The following is a 20,286-nucleotide window of genomic DNA, read 5'->3' as shown; positions in this document are numbered from 1 at the left end:
AAACAATGATACAACAACCTCTACCGCTCAGTGCAAAAAGTTTTTTTGCTAATGAGTATTTCTCAAATAAACCAACCAAGAATATTTTACTTATTTTTGCTAGTGAAGATGATGCAATTAATAGCCATAAACAGTTATTATTTTTTGCACAAAGCATTAAGACTAGTAATATATTATATTTTCCTAGTTTTGATACTATACCATATGATCGCATTTCACCCCAGTCTAACATTTTATCAGAAAGAGCTAATACACTAAGTTATTTAGCAACTAATAATGAAAAAAAATTGGTAGTTACTAATGCGGTGAATTTACTGAGCAAATTACCGCCTTCGGAATTCCTAGTTAAGTCTTTTCTGAAATTACATAATAAAATGAAGCTTTCAGCGGGTAAGCTCGCTGAATTCCTAGTACATAATGGTTTTACAAGGAGTAGTAGTAGCATTGATAGTGGCGAATTTTCAGTAAGAGGAGAGATAGTAGATATAATTTTACCTGGTTCTAAGGGCTATCGTATTAATTTTAGTTGGGATCACATAGAGTCAATAAAAAAATTCGATATTGATAGTCAAATTTCTACTAATAGCTGCACGGAGCTAATAATTAATTCTGCCAGTGAGGTAATATTAAATCTAGAAACAATAAAGAATTTTAGAGATAATTATCTAAAAGCTTTTGGTGTTAATTACGTGAATAGCCCTTTATATGAATCAATAACTGAAGGAAAAAAATTTCAAGGATATGAACATTTATCTCCTTTATTCTATAATTCTTTCAGTAGTTTAATTAATTATTTAGATGATCCTATTATTATTTATGATAATTTGTCGTTACAATCAATTCTTGAGCAGGAGAATAATTATACAGATCTTTACAGATCCCGTATTGAGTCTAATAAAATAAAATTAAACACATTCTATCCTGCGTTGCCTCCTGAGCAGATTTACTTTACCAGTCAGGAAATACAAACTTTACTAGAACAGGATAAGAATATTTTAATTACTCCTGAAGATTCATCTTATGCATATTCATTAGAAAAAATTATTGCAACTAGTTTTATTGAGGATAAGACAGTTTTTGATAAGCTATTTGAGATTATAGAGAACAATAATACTAAAATACCAATTATTTTTTGTCAGTCTAAAAGTAATTTGGAAAGACTGAAGAGCTTGATAAATAGCTACTCACGAGAATATATCGAGATAGACAATCTACAACAGGCAAAAATTGGTGTGATAAATCTTGCATATGTCCAACTGAGTCAAGGATTTTATAGTGATAGATATTTGTTTATTGCAGCTCACGATATTTTAGGAAAAAGTGCGGCAAACGTTCGCCAGCAAGGTGCTAAACGTAAGCTTAAAAACATTCTAATGGAATTAGATAATTTAGGTGAAGGGGAGTTAGTTGTTCATAAGGATCATGGTATTGGTCAATTTCTTAATGTTGAAACACTAGATGTTAAAGGCAAAGCTCATGATTTCTTAAAAATTTTATATGAGAATAATGATAAATTATATATTCCTGTTGAAAATATAGAGCTAATTAAGAAATATGGTAGTAGTGAAGCACAGCTAGCCAAGTTAGGTAGCAGTAGCTGGCAAAGAAGTAAGGCTAAACTCAAGAATCGTATTACAGAAATTGCCGAACAATTATTAGCAATAGCCGCTAAGAGGAAATTAACTGTAACTAATCCAATAGAGTTTGATCATGAAGAATATGACAAATTCTGCCAGAGATTTAAATATACCGAAACTGAAGATCAATTAAATGCCATAAATGATATTAGAAAAGATTTTGACTCAGGTCTTTTAATGGATAGATTAATTTGTGGTGATGTTGGTTTTGGAAAAACTGAAGTGGCCATAAGGGCAACTTTTATGGTAGCTAAATCAAACTATGATGCAAACTGTAACGCAAACTGTGACACCCCCTCTCAAGTAGCCATTGTCGTACCAACTACTATTCTAGGTAAGCAGCATTATTTAAGATTTCGCAAAAGATTTAAGGATTTAGGGCTGAATATAGTACAATTATCTAGCCTAGTTACCAATAGTGAGGCTAAAATTATTAAAGAACAAATCAAAAATGGTACAGCTAATATAATAATTGGTACACATGCCTTGCTGAGTAAGAATATAGAATTTAGTAACCTCAGATTATTAATAATTGATGAAGAACAACATTTTGGTGTTGCTCAAAAGGAACATTTAAAGAAACTAAGAACTACAATGCATGTTCTATCTCTTTCGGCAACCCCAATTCCTCGTACAATGCAGATGTCTATGGTAGGGCTGAAAGACCTTAGTATCATTGCCACACCACCGATTGATAGGCTAGAAGTTCGGACAACAGTTATGCCGTTTGATCCAGTGATTATTAGAGATGCTTTACTTAAAGAACGTTTCCGTGGTGGTAGAAGCTTCTATGTAGTGCCTAGAATTAAGGACATCCCGGATATAGAGAGATACTTACAGGAAAGTGTACCTGAACTAAAGTACAAAGTTGCTCATGGCCAAATGCCAGCTGCCAAAGTAGATGAGATTATGAGTGAATTTTGTGATGGTAAGTTTGATATACTCGTTTCTACCACAATAATTGAGTCAGGTATAGATATTGCCGAAGCTAATACAATGATTATTCATAAATCTGATATGCTTGGTTTGAGTCAGTTATATCAGCTCAGGGGTAGAATAGGACGAAGTAAAGTCAGAGGTTATGCCTATTTAACCTTAGCTAATTATAAGAAAATGACCACACATTCAATAAAACGTCTAGAAATAATGCAGAGTAGCTGTACTCTTGGTTCTGGTTTTACCATTGCCAGCCATGATATGGATTTACGTGGTTTTGGCAATTTAGTAGGAGAAGAACAGTCCGGACAGATTAAAGAAGTAGGAGTGGAGCTTTATCAGGAGATGTTAGATGAACAAATAGCAATTCTTAAGGATGAAGTTATTGAGCAGCCAAAAGCTTTTGTTCCAATAATTAATTTGGGATTACCTGTTTTCATTTCTGACAATTATATTGCAGATTCTGCTCTTAAACTAAGTTTGTATAGAAGAGTTGGAAATTTAATTGATGATATAGATATTGAAAATTTTAAGGACGAAATGGTTGATCGTTTTGGTCCTATCCCATCAGAGTTTAATAATCTACTTAATATAGTAAAAATAAAGCATAAATGCAGTAAGCTTAATATTGAAAATTTAGACTCTGGTGATCGAGGATTTGTTTTAAAATTTTATAAAGAATCAGATATAGCTGATAAGATTAGAAATTTTGTTATAAAATATCCTCAACAAACCAAAATAAAACCGGATACTAAGTTAGTATTTACCAAAACATTGGTAGGAAAGGATATTATAGAGGAAGCGAATAGTCTGCTGGAGCAATTATTGGCGGCATAATACCATATAACTCGACAATCAATTTTTTCCTTAACCGTCATTGCGAGGAGCCGCTGCAAGCGGCGACGTGGCAATCTAGGATACGCGAAGCGTTACTCTAAAAAAACAGCTTCGCTGTTTACCTAGATCGCCACGGCATCTAAAGATGCTTCGCGATGACGATTATAGAAAAATGGGTACTATGCATAATACCATATAATGCGAATTCAGGATAAGAATTGACAAATTCTTATCCTGAATTCGCGTAATAGGCTATTAAACCGATGTCTTACATTGAATCTAGGTTAACTAGGAATTAAAATTAGGAAAGTGAGTAAAATTAAAAAGCAATATATATGTACAAATTGTGGTAATAGTACATCAAAATGGGCAGGACAATGTTTTGATTGTGGCTTATGGGGAGCAATTGAGGAAGAGGTAATTAGTCAAGTACAAGTTAGGTTAGGCAATAAACAACAAATACAAAAGCTTGATGGTGTTGTTGTGGAATCATTACGTACTCCTACGCCTATAAATGAATTAAATAGGGTGTTGGGTGGCGGGTTGGTTTCCTCTTCGGCAATTTTAATTGGTGGTGATCCTGGCATTGGTAAATCAACTTTATTATTACACTTAGTGGCAAGTTCTTTTTGTGATAAAATTAGAATGAATTGCTTATATATAACTGGTGAGGAATCCATTGACCAAATAAAGCTAAGAGCCTTAAGATTAGGCCTTAATAATGAAACAACATCTATCTTAGCTGCCACTAATATCGAAGATATTATCTCAACTATTGATGCTGATAAAAACAATATTGATTTGGTAGTAATCGATTCAATTCAGACAATGGTAACTCGCACACTATCATCACCACCTGGCACTATTTCGCAGATTCGAACCTGTGCTAATGAATTGGTTAGCTATGCTAAGCAAAATAATATTATTATTTTACTTAGCTGTCATGTGACAAAAGATGGGCAATTAGCTGGTCCTAAGTTACTTGAACATCTTGTTGATACCGTACTATATTTTGAAGGTGATCCTAATAGTCATTTTCGTATTTTGCGTTCTATTAAAAATAGATTTGGTGGAATAGGAGAAATCGGTGTTTTTGAGATGACTGCTAGTGGTCTTATGGAAGTCTCTAGTCCTTCCGAGCTATTTCTAATGAAAAGGGATAAAAATGTTAGCGGGACAACGGTATTTGCTGGAATTGAAGGGTCTAGACCGTTATTAATTGAGATTCAGGCATTAATTGCTCCTTCCAATATGCCAATGCCAAGACGTTCGGTTGTAGGATGGGATTTAAATAGATTATCAATGATAATAGCTGTACTCAATGTACGGTTTGGGCTTAACTTAACTTCTAAGGAAGTATATTTAACTGTTGCTGGTGGGCTTAAAATTTCAGAACCAGCTTCAGACTTAGCTGTTGCAGCTGCTTTAATTTCTGCAGCAAATAATAAAGCTGTGCTAGAACATAGTGTTTTTTTTGGAGAAATTGGTTTATCTGGTGAAATAAGAAAAGTCAATGCAGCAGAAATGAGAATAAAAGAAGCAACGAAATTAGGATTCAATAAATTAATTTGCTCCAAACTTGAAAAGTTAAGTAATAACCTAATTTGCCCAATTAGTAATATAAAAGAATTGAAAGAGTTGATATAGTTAAAATTCACACTTATGAAATTCTAATAGTATTATTAACCTCAGTTCGATATAAGCACCAAACAAAATGCTAAGCATTATGTAATAACATAAACAAACTGTTGGTGGTGAGCTATGGTAAAAATAAAACCTTCTTTCAAACCAGTTTGTTAGGAGAATTAATAATTCTTATATCGATACTTGCTTTGTTATAAGGAAAAATGCACTCTTGAAGCGGTTCTACGAGTGCATTTTAACTTTTTTCATCATTCAATATGTGATTTTAATAATTAAAATCACATATTGAATGGAGTGTTATATTTTAACAATCAGGTGGGCAGCCGCTTCAAACCTGATTGTTTCTATATATAACATTGAATTCGATGTAACTTGTTACATCGAATTCAGGTTATTATTAGAATCTTATTTGACTATTTTACCTTAGTTCGATGGGAGACATCAGTTTAATAGTTCCGATTATCTGTTTCTTGAAATGTCTTAATTGTTTTTTTAATTGTAGCACTTATGAAACACTTATTTTAAGATAAGTGTTATAAATTAAGGATTCCATCTTTGACAAAGTAGCGTAAAAGTGTTACGCTACTTTTAACCACAAAAAAGCATAGAATCCCAATTTGGGATAAGAATTGACAAATTCTTATCCCAAATTCGCGTATAGAAAAATACCAAATTTATTATATAGGAGCAATTTAATTACTAATACTTCAAAAATACTTATTATTGATAATCAGAAAGCATTAAATGAATTCTGTCGACAGTTATTAGATTGTAAGACTATAAGTGTTGATACTGAGTTCTTGCGTAAAAATACCTATTTTGCTCAGCTTAGCATAATTCAAATTATGGCCAGTAGTTATAAAGTGATAATTGACACTTTGAGCAATTTGGATCTTTCTCCTATTAACGAAATATTTCTGAACGATAAGATTCTTAAAATAGTTCACGCCCCTAGAGAGGATTTTGAGATATTTTATCATTTATTTAAGAAACTGCCAAAAAATGTTTTTGACATACAAATTGCAGCTGGTATTTGTGATTTTGGTAAATATTTGAGTTATTCGGATATATGTAGCAAAATTTGCTTCGTTCACATTGATAAAACTTACCAAAGGTCTGATTGGTTAAAGCGTCCAATTAATGCTAATATGTTAAATTATGCTATTAAAGATGTTGAATATTTAGAACCGATTTACAAGGTATTGCAACAAATAATTCAAGATAATAACTTACAAAACGAATATGATGAGCAAATAAAATCTTTGCTTAATATTGAAAATTATATTGTTAATGCACAAAAAGCTTGGCAAAAAGTCAGATTCGATAATCATTCAGAGTCTTTTATTCATAAAATGAAAATTATGGCAGCTTATCGGGAAGAACAAGCAAGTACAATAGATTTACCAAGGAGACATTTTATTTCTGATGAGGAATTAGTACAGATTTGTCAATATTTACCTACCAGTAATAAAGATTTTGAAAATCTTAAATTAAATAGTCGCTATCTTAGTAAACAAAAATATAGAACTCAATTAGCAGATCTGTGTCTTGCTATACAAGAATTAGGTGAATAAAGGTACTTTATTTATGTTAATTGTGGAATAAATTTGCTATTTTCTAAAAGGTTAAGTAGGTTCTATGAACATTTCTATGTAATAGACTTCCTGCATAATTCTACTTTTGCTGGTAATTTGTGCGTCGATCCGCATAGGTGTCAACTTAAGAGCGTAATGATTGAGCATGTATAAGTAAATTAACCTAAACGTCATTGCGAGAAGCCGCTGTAAGCGGCGACGCGGCAATCCAAGATACGCAAAGCGTTACTCTAAAAAACAGCTTCGCTGTTTATCTGGATCGCCACGGCATCTAACGATGCCTCGCGATGACGGCTATGTTTAATTTGTTTATACATGTTCAATCTTTACGCTCTTAAGTTGACGCCTATGCGTGATACCGGTACTCTGCTCCTCACGTACATTTGAGTACGTTGCGGGTCGAGGTTTCGTGTCTCCTACAAATTCCTCAGCAAAAGCGAATTCTGCAGGAAGTCTAATGAGTAGATTTATACTCGATAATCAAGTTTTTCCTTAACCGTCATAGCAAGGCTCTTTAGATGCCGTGGCGATCTAGGTAAACAGCGAAGCTGTTTTTTTAGAGTAACGCTTCGCGTATCCTAGATTGCCGCGTCGTCGCTTTTTCGCGACTCCTCGCTAATAGACGTATTTTTTAATAATTCTAAAAAACTTGATTATCGAGTAAAACAGCATCTGATATCTTTTGGCTTTTATAGCATGGCAATTTTTACTATAGTTTTTTTTAAAACCATTTCTGTATTACTGAGCGTAGTAATTGGTTTTTTAGCAGGAAGATATTCTAAAGTTGAGAGAGATAGTATAGCTTCTTTGTTATTCTATTTTATATCTCCTATTGTTTTTTTTGCTATTCCCGCCAGTACTACTTTGACTTTATCGGCATTAAGCGTTACTGTAGTTGTTTTTTTCATCGCCACTTTGTTATCAATATTTTCTTACTATTTTTTTGGGCGATATTGGCTTGATCATACACGAAACATTATAGCATTATCTGCGGGTACCGCTAATGGTGGTTATTTTATGCTGCCAATAGCCGCTGCTCTCTTTGATGATTATGTTTTAAGCATCTATATGATGGCAGTTATAGGAATAAATATTTTCGAATCATCAGTAGGTTTTTATATTTGTGCTAGGAGCTTTGCTAATAGTAGTGAAAGTATCTTGAAGGTTGTAAAGTTACCAATTTTAAACGGTTTTTTACTTGGTTGTTTATTTAGTTTTGCTGGTTTTACTTTACCTGATTTCCTAGATGATTTTATATATAACATGCGGGGGGCATTTTCTATACTTGGTATGGTTATGGTTGGTTTAGCTCTTTCAGCTTTGCAAAAATTTGAAATAGACATAAAGTTTACTTTAGCTACTTTCATGGCAAAATTTTTATTCTATCCATTAGGGGTTAACATATTTATTCTTTTGGATAAGTTTGTTTTAGGATGGTATGATGAGAATTATTACAATGCTCTAAGGCTTCTTTCAACTGCTCCTATGGCAGCAAACGTAATTGTCATAGCCAGTTTACAAAAATTTTATCCAGAAAAAGTTGCTACCACAGTATTTCTTTCCCTGCTTTTTGGTGTAGTATATATACCAGTTATGGTAACTATATTTTTAAGCGATTTGAATTAACTAACCTCAGCTATTGATGTAAGACATATAGCTAAACTGGAAAGGTTTTAGCCAAAAAACCGTCATTGCGAGGAGGCACAAAGTGCCGACGTGGCAATCTTGTGAAGTAGTGCTCAAATCACCTCGAGGCCGCCTAACAAAAGCAGATATTACTTCATGAGATTGCCACGTCGGCACTTTGTGCCTCCTCGCAATGACGGTTTTTTAACTTTCAACAGTTGTGGATGACATCCCCGACTTAAAATTAATTAGTAGAAAAAAATGATACAAAAATTTATCCAAATTGGACCTTATATTAATTGGTTAGGCTCACAATATATTCCAGCTCATAAAATAGCTTATCTTGAGTTTGGTGACCCTAATAATGAAAATGTAATAATTTGTACCCATGGTTTAACTAGGAATGCTCATGATTTTGATAAAATCGCTATGACATTAAGTGATAATTTTCGAGTAATTGCTATAGATTATCCAGGACGTGGGAATAGTGATGTTTTTAAAACGAAAAAGCATTATAATTATCAAGTATATGTAAAAGATACAGTGCTTTTTTTAAAAAAATTAGGTATTAACAACTGTATTTGCCTTGGTACTTCCATGGGTGGAATAATTGGTTATGTGCTAGCTAGTAAATATAAGGAACTTATCAAAGCAATGATTATAAATGATGTAGGGCCTTTTATTCCAGCCTCTCCTCTAGTTAAAATCGGTCAATATGCAGGTCAAACTCCCTCATTTGTTGATTTAGTTAGTGCCAAGCAACATTTAAAGCTAATATATAGCCAATTCGGTATTAGTAGTGAGGAAGATTGGGATCATCTTACCAAATATAGTTTTATAAAAATCCAAGATGGAAAATATAAAATGAATTATGATCCTGCCATAGTACAAGGTATGAATGCTAATGCAAATAAGCCAAAAAATGTTGATATATGGACTATATGGAATAAGATTGTTTGTAAATTGTTGGTTATCCACGGGGCTAAATCAGAAATTTTACAACAATCTACTATTGAGAAGATGAAGAAAACCAAAGATTTTGATCTTTTCGTTGTTGATTATGCTGGTCATACACCTTCATTAATGACCGATGATCAGATTAGTTATATAAAATCTTGGGTAAATGCTTTGAAAATATAAAAATTTAGGTTGCTATGAATCGTTCTACTAAAGTACTTATTATAGGTTCAGGTCCTGCTGGACTGAGTGCAGCAATCTATACAGCTAGGGCAGCACTAAAACCGATATTATTGCATGGTATGCAGCCAGGTGGGCAGCTAACTATTACTACAGATGTTGAAAATTATCCAGGTTTTGCAGAACCTGTTCAAGGTCCATGGTTAATGGAACAAATGACGCAACAGGCAAAAAATGTTGGTGCGGAAATTATCTATGATTATGTAGAAAAGGTTGATTTTTCAAAAAAACCCTTAGTGGTGACCACCTCGTCTGGTATAATTAGGGCGGACGGCGTTATAATATGTACCGGTGCAGAAGCAAGGTGGCTTAATATTCCTTCCGAAGCACAATTCAAAGGGTATGGTGTTTCAGCTTGTGCTACTTGTGATGGTTTTTTTTTCAAGAATCAGGATGTATTAGTTATTGGTGGGGGGAATAGTGCTGTTGAAGAGGCATTATATTTAACTAATCATGCACGTCAGGTGACTATTGTTCATCGCCGGGATAGTTTTAGAGCCGAGAAGATTTTACAAGAGAGATTATTTAGAAATCCCAAAATATCGGTCATGTGGAATCATAGACTGATTGAGGTCATTGGTACTGATAATCCTAAATCGGTTAATTCAGCCAAGCTTGAAAACACTCAAACAGGTGAGCTTAGTTTAATTAATTGTACTGGTATATTCGTAGCAATTGGTCATATGCCGAATACTGGTTTGTTCAAAGGACAATTAGATATAGATAGTGATAATTATATTATTACTAAACCAAATTCAACGGAAACCAGTGTTAAAGGTGTTTTCGCTGCTGGAGATGTACAGGATAAAATTTTTAGACAAGCAGTTACCGCTGCTGGTACAGGATGTATGGCGGCTTTAGAAGTAGAAAAGTTTTTAAATCATTAAATAAAAAATTATGCCTCGTAGTAAAAAAGTGAGTGATAAAGCAGATAAGTTAAGTGGATCAAATGAGACAAGTATAGTTTTACCTGTTGCTCGAACTTTACCAGCAAATGTTCAGGCCGAGCAAATGTTGATAGGAGCAATTTTAGTCAACCATGATTACTTAAATACTGTCTCAGAATTCCTAAGATCAGATCATTTTTTTGAGCCGATACATCAAAAGATATATAATGCTATTGAGGTTATTACCGAAAAAGGCTTAATTGCTACTCCGGTAACGCTTAGAAGTATGTTAGAACGAGATGAATTATTTCAGCAATTAGGTGGCAGCGAATACCTAAATAAGCTGGTTACTTTATCGATGATGGTAATTAATCCCCTTGATTATGGAAGAATAATCTATGATTTGGCAATAAGGCGTAATTTAATTCAGATAGGGGAGGAGGTAGTTAATAATGCTTATGACTCCTCTTTAGAATATGATGCAAGTCAACAAATAGAGCATGCAGAGGGTAAACTCTATAACCTTGCTAGTGAAGGAATTAATGACAAGAGTTTTGTTAAAATTGCTGTGTCTCTCTCGGAGTCCCTTGCCAATATTGACAGAGCTATGAAGAATTCTAATCATGTAATAGGTATTTCTACAGGATTAATTGATTTAGATAGGGAGTTATCAGGTTTTCATAATTCAGATTTAGTTGTCATTGCTGCACGCCCATCAATGGGGAAAACAGCTTTTGCCATAAATCTTGCGATAAATGCTTGTAATTCTATGAAGTTAAAAAATAAGGAACAAGAAAAAGATCAGTCAGTAGGTTTTTTCTCTCTTGAAATGTCATCTGAGCAGCTTGCTACTCGTATTCTTTCCATGCATACTAACATTGACTCTTCAGCCTTACGGTCTGGTCATGTGACAGAAGAGAATTATAATCGATTACGTAGAGAAATTATAGCTCTTGACATACCATTTTTTATTGATGATACGCCATCTTTATCCATTGCGGCTATTCGTACTAGGGCAAGAAAAATGAAGCGTAAACATAATCTTGGTATATTATTTATAGATTATCTGCAGTTGATTAGAGGAATAAATAAATCTGATAATAGAGTAAATGAAATTTCAGAAATTACTCAAGGATTAAAAGCTATAGCAAAAGAATTAAATATCCCAGTAATTGCTTTATCACAATTATCTAGAGCTGTAGAACTTAGAGAAGATAAGAGACCAATGTTATCTGACTTGCGAGAATCTGGGGCTATTGAACAAGATGCGGATATAGTGATGTTTATTTATCGAGAAGAATATTATCTAACTCGTAAAGAGCCTCCTTCGAGTGATGCAAAATACGCAGAAAAACACGCAGAATGGTTGAGTAATTTAAATCAAGTATATAATATTGCCGATATTATAATAGCAAAACATCGTAATGGTCGTGTTGGTAGCATAAAGCTTCATTATGATGGTCAATATTCAAAATTTAGTAATTTACAGAAAACACTATAGACCCCCATTCGGGCGGGATAAGAATTAGTTAATTCTTATCCCAAATTGGCTTTAATATTTGGTGCATACGTCATTGCGAGACCACGTAGTGGTCGTGGCAATCCACTATTCATTAGATTGCTTCGTCGCTACTAAAGTAGCTCCTCGCAATGACGCATAGGTGTCAACTTAAGAGCGTAATGATTGAGCATGTATAAGTAAATCAAACCTAAACGTCATTGCGAGAAGCCGCTGCAAGCGGCGACGCGGCAATCTAAGATACGCGAAGCGTTACTCTAAAAAACAGCTTCGCTGTTTATCTGGATCGCCACGGCATCTAACGATGCCTCGCGATGACGGCTGTGTTTAATTTGTTTATACATGTTCAATCATTACGCTCTTAAGTTGACGCCTATGCGCAATGACGAAGGAAAAATGCATTCTTAAAGCGGTTTTACGAATGCATTTTAAACCTTTCTAAAGCTAAAAACATGATTTTAAAAGATTAAAATCATATTTTTAGCAAAATGGATTGCCACGCTCACGCATGTTCGCTCGCTAATAGACATATACGTCTATAAAACGTCTATTAGCGAGGAGACCGTAGGTCGACGAAGCAATCTATAATTCATGTTATAGAGGTAATAAATGTTCAAGAAACCTTTAATATTTGGTATTGCTGGTACTAGTTTGACTGTGCAAGAAAAGGAATTATTGTCAAAAAATACAATATATGGCTTTATTCTCTTTAAGAGAAATATTGTAGATCGAGAACAGTTACTAAAGTTAGTACAAGATTTAAGAGGCTTATATGACTATAAGATATTGATTTTTGTCGATCAGGAAGGAGGCAGGGTTGCAAGGTTGAAGCCACCTATCATAGATATAGAATATCCCCCTGCTGGTGATTTCGCTAAGATATATGATCAAGAAGGTGCAGAGAATGCATATTTAAAAGTTTTTGCAAATTATTCAAGCCTGATGAAGAGTTTAAAAGCATATAGAATAGACTCGCCATGTTGTCCAGTTGCTGATTTGCGTTACCCTTATACTGATAATGCTATTGGAGATCGTAGCTTTGGAGATTCTGTAGTAAAAGTAGTTGACTTATGTACAAAAACAATAGAGGCGATAGAAGGGCAGGGAGGCGTTGCCATTATTAAGCATATACCAGGGCATGGCAGAGCTACGTGTGATAGTCATTATAAGTTGCCGCGTGTTACCAGTTCACTTGCTGAATTAAATAATACAGATTTTGAAGTGTTTAGACAATTATCTAAAAATGCTAAAGCAGGATGGGCTATGACAGCTCACATTGTATTTGAGGCTTTAGATACCAAACTACCAGTAACTTTATCGCCAATTGCCATAAAGTTCATTAGAAATGACATTGGTTTTAAAGGTATGTTAGTTTCAGATGATATTTGTATGCTTGCCCTGCATGGTGAAATTGGAGCTAAATACTCCATAGTTAAAAAACCTCTGACGATTTTTGAAAAGCAGGATTCTACGACTACGATAAGTGATCAAGATTTAGAAAAACTTATTGAATACGGAATTATTAAAGACAAATCCGACCAAACCGGACTAAAAAAATATTTAGTAGAAGAATTCCCAAAACTGAAGGCAGAATTTGTTGCAAGTATAGCTGAAGTTGCTAGGCAAACTATTGTAGCTGGTTGCGACTTAGTGCTACATTGTAGTGGTGATATAGAAGAAATGACTGCTGTTTGTCAGGTGGTTTAAAATTCTGCTTTTGGAAAGATGTGGGAGGTAGTTATATGACAAAAACGATGTCATTCTTAGCCAATGGCGGGAAAAACACCCTAAAAAAGGCTAATTGAGGTTAGATACGATCCTACAATGTCACCACAACTGTCGAAAGTTCAACAAACGTCATTGCGATGAGCGTTGTCAGCCCTAAACCGTCATTGCGAGCGAACGTACGTGAGCGCGCAATCCATGAAGCTTATCATATGGATCAACTATGTTCGCAATAAAAATTTAAATAAATTTGGTTTAAATTTTTATTGCTTGTGCAGAGCTAGTTAAATCACGTAACTTAGCGTTTGCAATCACAATGATTTTACGCATTAATGCTACCATCGCCACCATTTTCTTTTTTCCTCTATTGATCAATTTCTCATAAAATACCTTCAGTTCAGAGTTAGAATTTCTAGCAGCCATAGCAGCTACAAACAACATAGGTCTAACAAAATTTCGACCATGACCTGTATGTCTATATCCGCTATATCTACCGCTATCATTAGATATTGGTGCAACACCTACTAATGATGCTATTTGTTTGCGGTTCAATGTACCAAGTTCAGGTAACAAAGCTATAAGCTCATTAGATACTACTGCGCCTATACCACTAATAGTTTGCAGAGTCTCTTTCTTAGCTTGCAAGAGCTTATCTTTTGCTATTAAGTCATCTATTTCTTTAGTAATAGATGCAATTTGTTCTTCTAGTACTTCGATCATTTTAACACAACTAGACTTGATTAAATCAGCTCTCGGGGACTGAAACCTATTTTTTTCTGCAATCAACATTTGTTTAAGATCGTTCCTACGTCCTACTAATTCATACAAGTTTAAAGCTTGCTTAGATTGTACTTTAAATAGCTCTAATCTTTCTGATCGTTCAAAACCATAAAGTGCTAGAGCTTTAGCGTCAAGACTGTCAGTTTTAGCTGCATTACCAAAAGACCTAATAAAGTTTTTAACTTTACGAGTATTGGCTCTATGTACAGCAAAACCCTGATTGCAAAGCGTTAGTAATAGTTCCATTTCATATCCACCAGTAGTTTCTAAAACACACAATGCAGAACTAATCTCTTTTTTGTAATCCTTGATAAAATCAGCTATTCCATTAGAGTTGTTATTATATTCTTTAGTTTCTTTTTTTCCATGAATAGCAACAACAAAATTGAATTTTCCTATATCAAGACCGATAAAATTATTATATAATAGCATAATACCTCGAAGACTTTTAATGTTGTTTACGATTGTAAGCGGGCGTGCAAAGGCATCCCAATCAACTATTCAAACGTCTCGGGGATTTGGGCTAGAGTACCAATATCCATTCGGTCTTAAAACCAATTGCTTCACGGTCGCTCACGCCTGCACAGCGATAGTCATTTATATTATTAATGACTATCGCTGTAATACCCCCTTATAAGTCAGTATAAATCATTATTTACATTGACTTCAATATCTATTATATCATACTTTTAACTTACAATTGCTTCGTCGGCTCACGCCTCCTCGCAATGACACTAGGATTTATGTACTCTTCGCTAATAGCCGGAGTAATGCTAATCGGAGTTAGCTATATATTTTAAAAACAAACTAAGAAATACTTAAGAAAGAAATATTATATGCAAAAAGCTTTAAGTCTTATAATTGCTGCAGCAATTATTTACTCTATTGTCCAAATGAAGATGCTCTCTCCTCCCGAGGACAAAGACCCTAAAGTTCAGACGACTAATGATGCTGAAAATAATAAAAATACTAAAGCTGCTCCTGAACAAGCAAATATACCATTAACTGGTAATTTTCTTGAAAAAACTGTTTCAAAGGTTTTGATAAATGCTCTTAAGACAGAAGAAGGTCGACTATTTTTTGAGCATTTACTACAACCAACGAACAAACCTATTACTGATGGTAAATATACTATAGAGGTTAATAGAGACTTAATACAACCAATGTTTAAGATCAATAGCTTTGGTAATGGGACTAAAGGACCAGCTACTTGTGGTCACGTAGTCACATTACGTTATCAATTATTGGATATTAACAATAATTTACTTAGCGAAAATACCAAGACCTTTACACTTGGTTCTAGAGCGATCATGCTAGGTCTTGATTCTGTAGTAGTAGGTATGATGGTTGGACAAACAAGACAAGCGGTGCTTCCTGCAAAATATGCATATTATAACCAGCAATATAAAGAAGAAGATAGAGATCATGATGCACCTTATAGAGTTAATATTGTCTTAAATTCAATATTACCTAATAATTTTGTTGATAGTAATGAAGTAAAGATATTTGATGATGAAATAGCTTATAGAATGCCATTATTATGCGGAGATAAAGTAGGGGTTGACGTAAAGATTACTAAACTATCGAATGGTCAGGTAATTTATGATTCAGTACAGAAAGGTAAGAAATTAGATATAAAAATTGGTGATATTAATTATCCATTAATCGTTTCATATGCTCTACATGGTAAAGTGCCAGTTGGCACTAGAACAGTAATTGCCAAAGGTAAGTCATTTAAGGCACTTGGTTCTAATATCAACAAAATGCTTAATCAAGATAAGATTCCTATGGATGAATATTTGATGCTGGAATTAACAAATTTTCAAACAGAATAATAGAGAAAAGAATGCACGACAATAATTACAAGACAAGAAGAGCCACAGTACCAGCTCTAGAAGAATTATTATTTGAACCCATAAAAATACTAGATCATGGTTTTATCAGAGTTATTGATTATATGGGTGATGATAGTAGCATCGTCCAAGCAGCACGAGTATCATATGGTAAAGGTACAAAACAACTAAGCCAAGATAAAGGTTTAATCAATTACCTAATGCGTCACCACCATACAACACCATTTGAAATGTGTGATATCAAATTTCATATTAAACTGCCTATTTTCGTTGCAAGACAATGGATACGTCATAGAACTGCTAGTGTTAATGAATATTCAGCTAGATATTCTATATTAGGAAATGAATTTTATTTACCAGAAAAACAGAATCTTGCTGCTCAATCCACAATAAATAAACAAGGAAGAAGTGATGAAGAAATTCCAAAAGAAATTGCAGATAAAGTCTTAGTGCTACTAGAAAAAGATGCTAAACTATGCTATCAGCATTATACTGAAATGATGAACCAGGATGAACATGGCAATATTATCGATGAAAATACTATAGGTATTACTAGGGAACTTGCGAGAATGAATTTAACCTTAAACTATTATACAGAATGGTATTGGAAAATTAATTTACATAATCTATTACATTTTTTACTGTTACGTGGGGATTCTCATGCTCAATATGAAATCAGAGTATATGCAGAGAAAATGCTAGAAATAGTAAAAGCTTGGGTACCTTTCACTTATGATGCTTTCGAGGAATATAGGCTAGGAGGAAATAATATTTCTAAAAAAGGACTTGCTGTTATAAAAAAACTACTCAATAATGAAGAAATTACTCAAGAATCTAGTGGCATAAACAAAAGAGAATGGGATGAATTAATGCAACTTATAAAATAGGTTTTTCAGAAATGATAATAGTTGATAGAACAACCTACAGAGCTTCGTCCTTTAATGAAAGAGTTAAATTCTTAGTACTGCATTACACTGAAAGATATCTAGAGATATCCTTAAAGCTATTATTGGGTTCAGAAGTTAGTAGTCACTACCTAGTTTCTGATACTAACCCACATCATATATTCCAATTAGTAGACGAATCCAAACGAGCTTGGCATGCTGGTACTAGTAGCTGGCAAGGACATCAAAAGCTAAACGATACTTCTATCGGTATTGAAATAGTACATCTTGGCTACACTCAAAATACTCAAGGAGAGATCACTTGGCATCCTTACGCATCAGATCAGGTTGAATCAGTAATTGCCCTTTGTCAAGATATTATAGCCCGCTACAATATTCACCCTACTTGCGTGGTTGGGCATTCTGACATTGCTCCGGGAAGGAAACAAGACCCAGGTCCCCTATTTCCATGGAAACAATTATATGATAATAATATCGGAGCTTGGTATGATCAAGATACTGTTAATGCTCTAATGCCCAAGGTAGATCTGTCTAATGTAAAGTTAATCCAAGAACAATTTAGCAAATATGGTTATGTGTTGCAGCCGACAGGAATAATTGATCAACAGACAACGGATGTTGTAGTATCGTTCCAAATGCATTTCCGCCCAAAGAATTTTTCTGGAATATTAGATGTCGAGACCGTGGCAATTTTAGAAGCATTATTACAAAAATATCTTATGTAAAAAAGCTGTCATTCCTGCGAAACCTTTGCCCACGTGGATCAAAAAAACAACATAAGTAATGGTACTTACATAACCAAAAACGTTGTCATTCAGCTAAAAGCTGGAATGACAACGAAGGCTTATTAAAGGTTAAAATTTAAGCTTTGCACCAATAAGAGCAACTGTACCTTTGGTTTTTTTCTTAGGAGCTTCAATAAGGTAAACTGGCTTACCCTTAGCTTGGAAATAAGAGATTTCAGCATAAGGCAACAAGCCTGGGGTTATCTTATATTCAGTACCTAGGCTTACTGTATCCACCGTATTTTTATACTTTAGTGATTTAAAATAGGAAAGACTTGTTTTTATAGGACCTTGCCCATAGGCAATTGTACCATTATAATATTTCGTATCACGACCAACTTTATGGTAAGTTTTTGAAGTCAAACTTTTACCTAAACTACCATAAGAACCAGCACAAGAAATATTACCATAAGTTAAGACTGCACCTAAATTGTAAGCGTTTAGATCTGATAGCTTGTTGCTAGATAGTATCTTTCCATTAGGATCTAATACTATAAGTTTGCGAGCTGGTTTGGCATGTTCTCCTGTAACACCAACTTCTACTGCCATATCATCTAAAATCTCATACTTATAGGATATCCCTGCAGAAATCGCATCTTTGACATTGTAATTATAAATTACTGTATCACCTTTACCACCATCTATACCAGGTAGTTCTACTTCAGTTATACCAGTCTTTAATGTACTGCGACCCGTTTTACTATCTAAATTTTTTATATTACGATGACCACCAGTATTTGCTGAATCAGGAATATAAGAAATACCAAACTGAAAGCCTTGCATCTCTGGTGTATAATAAGATACTTTTCTAGCTGGCTCTGTTCCTTTATTTATGTCATCGAAGCCATTGGTAAATGAGTCTATGACAGAGGGTGGGACTACCTCAAATTGTGGCTTCATACCTTCATATTGCATACTGCTATCGTCTAGTGATACATACTTACTCCAACCAAAACCACAACTAGCTGCTGCAACTTTAGCACCACTAATACCCATCTTATTTGCAGCATCATAAGGAGAGCCTAGCTCTACTTTACCATAATCTGTCTCTAAGAATATGAAAGAGCCATTGACACTTGCAGAACCCTTTGGTTTAGTTGTTGGTAGTAAAACCATTTTAACTCCAGCTATTACATCATTAAATTCTTGCTTAGCAGTGGCAGAGAAAGCTGCTTCACTATAAAATCCAAGCTTTTTCTTATTATCAGTAATATATTTACTTTGTTCTGACGACAATTTGCCTTGAGTACTATAACCAGCTTGGAAACCAAAAAACCCTTCTAATTTTATTTCAGTATCTGAAGCAGCTTCAGCTGAAGGAGTAGAACTGCTAAAGGCTGTGCTAGACAAACAAGAGACACAAAGCAACATTATTAATTTTTTCATAGTAATACCAAAACTCTTTATTCATTATGTTCTTTATTATGTAGTCGAGTTCATTGAACATAATACATTTCTATTTTAGAGTATTTATAGCAGAAGATAAACCATAATGTAACAAATTTTTGTAAATAACTATGATTATTCAGACAAATTTTGTTATTTTAATGATAAAATTACAACTAATATAACATTTTTTTTAATTGTTGCTAATATCATAAAAATATTGTATTCTAGCTTTGCGGGTTGAAATTTTTGTAAATAAAGTTGAAAAAACAAAGGTGGGGTTAACCCCACCTTTTTTATTAAAATCTTTAAATATTTATGTTGTAATGCAAACTATAGAGCAACAAATTATTGATGCGGTGCAAGATAACCTAAAAGATCTTGGTTTTGACTTAGTAAAAGTAACTTTAAAGGGTTCAACCCATAAAGTACTTGAAATATTAATAGATAGGTTGGATGGTGAAAAGGTTACTATAATAGATTGTCGGAATAGCAGTAGAATTATCTCAGCCCTTTTAGATGTTGAAGATATAATTAGTGATAAATATTTTTTAGAAGTTTCTTCAGCAGGTATTGAACGCCCATTAATAAAATTTGAAGATTATACTAGATTCCTCGGTAGGGAGGCTACCATAAAATTAAAAGAATTATTAAATGGTCAAACTCGATATCAGGGAAAGATAGTTAAAGCTGAAGATAATAAAATTCATCTGAATAACCATGGTGAAGACATAGTGTTTTCATTTGATATGATAAAAAAAGCCTCTTTGGTATTAACAGATGAAATGTTTAGGAATTTAATGAATAAAAAATAGACTTCTTGGATAATTTGCTTCTGCTAGGGAATTTGTAGGAGGATCAAAACCTCAACCCACAGCGTACTCAAATTCCGTTACGGATTCGAGTGCCGGATCGACGCACAAATTACCAACAAAAGTAGAATTATGCAGGAAGTCTAATGAATGGTGAGCATG

General features: G+C 33.9%; 14 protein-coding genes. 12 read left to right on the top strand and 2 right to left on the bottom strand.

Annotation, left to right across the window (positions count from 1 at the left end; all coding sequences use genetic code 11):
• Nucleotides 1-5 precede the first annotated feature (5 nt).
• From mfd to AAGD45_RS04400, 8 genes are all read left to right on the top strand, one after another.
• The gene (gene mfd, locus AAGD45_RS04435; protein ID WP_341760841.1) at nt 6-3,410 is read left to right on the top strand and encodes a transcription-repair coupling factor; all 3,405 of its coding nucleotides are present in this window, start codon (nt 6-8) and stop codon (nt 3,408-3,410) included.
• A 309-nt stretch (nt 3,411-3,719) separates the two neighbouring features.
• Entirely contained in the window at nt 3,720-5,057 is a 1,338-nt protein-coding gene (radA, locus tag AAGD45_RS04430) for a DNA repair protein RadA (protein ID WP_341760842.1), read from the top strand.
• 710 nt (nt 5,058-5,767) lie between these two features.
• On the top strand, nt 5,768-6,628 hold the full coding sequence (locus tag AAGD45_RS04425) for a ribonuclease D (protein ID WP_341762213.1): 861 nt from the start codon (nt 5,768-5,770) through the stop codon (nt 6,626-6,628).
• Between the two features lie 717 nt (nt 6,629-7,345).
• On the top strand, nt 7,346-8,275 hold the full coding sequence (locus tag AAGD45_RS04420; RefSeq protein ID WP_341760843.1) for an AEC family transporter: 930 nt from the start codon (nt 7,346-7,348) through the stop codon (nt 8,273-8,275).
• Between the two features lie 261 nt (nt 8,276-8,536).
• Complete coding sequence (locus AAGD45_RS04415) at nt 8,537-9,415, top strand: alpha/beta hydrolase (protein ID WP_341760844.1); 879 nt, start codon at nt 8,537-8,539, stop codon at nt 9,413-9,415.
• A 14-nt stretch (nt 9,416-9,429) separates the two neighbouring features.
• Nucleotides 9,430-10,359, top strand: coding sequence for a thioredoxin-disulfide reductase (gene trxB, locus AAGD45_RS04410; protein WP_341760845.1), 930 nt, complete (start codon nt 9,430-9,432; stop codon nt 10,357-10,359).
• 10 nt (nt 10,360-10,369) lie between these two features.
• Nucleotides 10,370-11,860: a replicative DNA helicase gene (locus AAGD45_RS04405; protein WP_341760846.1), complete on the top strand. Its 1,491-nt coding sequence runs from the start codon at nt 10,370-10,372 to the stop codon at nt 11,858-11,860.
• A 627-nt stretch (nt 11,861-12,487) separates the two neighbouring features.
• Nucleotides 12,488-13,585 (top strand): glycoside hydrolase family 3 N-terminal domain-containing protein, encoded by a 1,098-nt coding sequence (locus AAGD45_RS04400; protein WP_341760847.1) that lies wholly within the window; start codon nt 12,488-12,490, stop codon nt 13,583-13,585.
• A gap of 273 nt (nt 13,586-13,858) precedes the next feature.
• Here the strand turns inward: AAGD45_RS04400 and AAGD45_RS04395 are convergent, their stop codons facing one another.
• Complete coding sequence (locus AAGD45_RS04395; RefSeq protein ID WP_341760848.1) at nt 13,859-14,815, bottom strand: transposase; 957 nt, start codon at nt 14,813-14,815, stop codon at nt 13,859-13,861.
• 404 nt (nt 14,816-15,219) lie between these two features.
• Between AAGD45_RS04395 and AAGD45_RS04390 the strand changes: the two genes are divergently transcribed.
• The 3 genes from AAGD45_RS04390 to AAGD45_RS04380 are packed head-to-tail and all read left to right on the top strand — an operon-like array spanning nt 15,220 to nt 17,866.
• On the top strand, nt 15,220-16,218 hold the full coding sequence (locus AAGD45_RS04390; RefSeq protein ID WP_341762159.1) for an FKBP-type peptidyl-prolyl cis-trans isomerase: 999 nt from the start codon (nt 15,220-15,222) through the stop codon (nt 16,216-16,218).
• An 11-nt stretch (nt 16,219-16,229) separates the two neighbouring features.
• Nucleotides 16,230-17,123, top strand: a complete 894-nt coding sequence (thyX, locus tag AAGD45_RS04385) for an FAD-dependent thymidylate synthase (RefSeq protein ID WP_341762158.1) — start codon at nt 16,230-16,232, stop codon at nt 17,121-17,123.
• 11 nt (nt 17,124-17,134) lie between these two features.
• Nucleotides 17,135-17,866, top strand: coding sequence for an N-acetylmuramoyl-L-alanine amidase (locus AAGD45_RS04380; RefSeq protein ID WP_341762157.1), 732 nt, complete (start codon nt 17,135-17,137; stop codon nt 17,864-17,866).
• Between the two features lie 129 nt (nt 17,867-17,995).
• Here the strand turns inward: AAGD45_RS04380 and AAGD45_RS04375 are convergent, their stop codons facing one another.
• Nucleotides 17,996-19,312: a porin gene (locus AAGD45_RS04375; RefSeq protein WP_341762156.1), complete on the bottom strand. Its 1,317-nt coding sequence runs from the start codon at nt 19,310-19,312 to the stop codon at nt 17,996-17,998.
• 326 nt (nt 19,313-19,638) lie between these two features.
• Between AAGD45_RS04375 and rimP the strand changes: the two genes are divergently transcribed.
• A complete protein-coding gene (gene rimP / locus AAGD45_RS04370; protein WP_341762212.1) occupies nt 19,639-20,127 on the top strand; it encodes a ribosome maturation factor RimP in 489 nt (162 codons plus the stop codon).
• Nucleotides 20,128-20,286: the final 159 nt, after the last annotated feature.

The organism is Candidatus Tisiphia endosymbiont of Thecophora atra, from assembly GCF_964026395.1.
Classification (GTDB): domain Bacteria; phylum Pseudomonadota; class Alphaproteobacteria; order Rickettsiales; family Rickettsiaceae; genus Tisiphia.
Note: the sequence above shows the minus strand (reverse complement) of the source record. Positions and strands in the feature narration are given on the sequence as shown.

What these genes read in the sequence shown, in the direction of transcription:
- AAGD45_RS04405 (WP_341760846.1), top strand. Translation starts at nt 10,370, where the DNA reads ATGCCTCGTAGTAAAAAAGTGAGTGATAAAGCAGATAAGTTAAGTGGA.
- AAGD45_RS04380 (WP_341762157.1), top strand. Translation starts at nt 17,135, where the DNA reads ATGATAATAGTTGATAGAACAACCTACAGAGCTTCGTCCTTTAATGAA.
- rimP (WP_341762212.1), top strand. Translation starts at nt 19,639, where the DNA reads ATGCAAACTATAGAGCAACAAATTATTGATGCGGTGCAAGATAACCTA.
- AAGD45_RS04415 (WP_341760844.1), top strand. Translation starts at nt 8,537, where the DNA reads ATGATACAAAAATTTATCCAAATTGGACCTTATATTAATTGGTTAGGC.
- trxB (WP_341760845.1), top strand. Translation starts at nt 9,430, where the DNA reads ATGAATCGTTCTACTAAAGTACTTATTATAGGTTCAGGTCCTGCTGGA.
- thyX (WP_341762158.1), top strand. Translation starts at nt 16,230, where the DNA reads ATGCACGACAATAATTACAAGACAAGAAGAGCCACAGTACCAGCTCTA.
- AAGD45_RS04375 (WP_341762156.1), bottom strand. Translation starts at nt 19,312, where the DNA reads ATGAAAAAATTAATAATGTTGCTTTGTGTCTCTTGTTTGTCTAGCACA.
- AAGD45_RS04400 (WP_341760847.1), top strand. Translation starts at nt 12,488, where the DNA reads ATGTTCAAGAAACCTTTAATATTTGGTATTGCTGGTACTAGTTTGACT.
- AAGD45_RS04395 (WP_341760848.1), bottom strand. Translation starts at nt 14,815, where the DNA reads ATGCTATTATATAATAATTTTATCGGTCTTGATATAGGAAAATTCAAT.
- AAGD45_RS04390 (WP_341762159.1), top strand. Translation starts at nt 15,220, where the DNA reads ATGCAAAAAGCTTTAAGTCTTATAATTGCTGCAGCAATTATTTACTCT.
- mfd (WP_341760841.1), top strand. Translation starts at nt 6, where the DNA reads ATGATACAACAACCTCTACCGCTCAGTGCAAAAAGTTTTTTTGCTAAT.
- AAGD45_RS04420 (WP_341760843.1), top strand. Translation starts at nt 7,346, where the DNA reads ATGGCAATTTTTACTATAGTTTTTTTTAAAACCATTTCTGTATTACTG.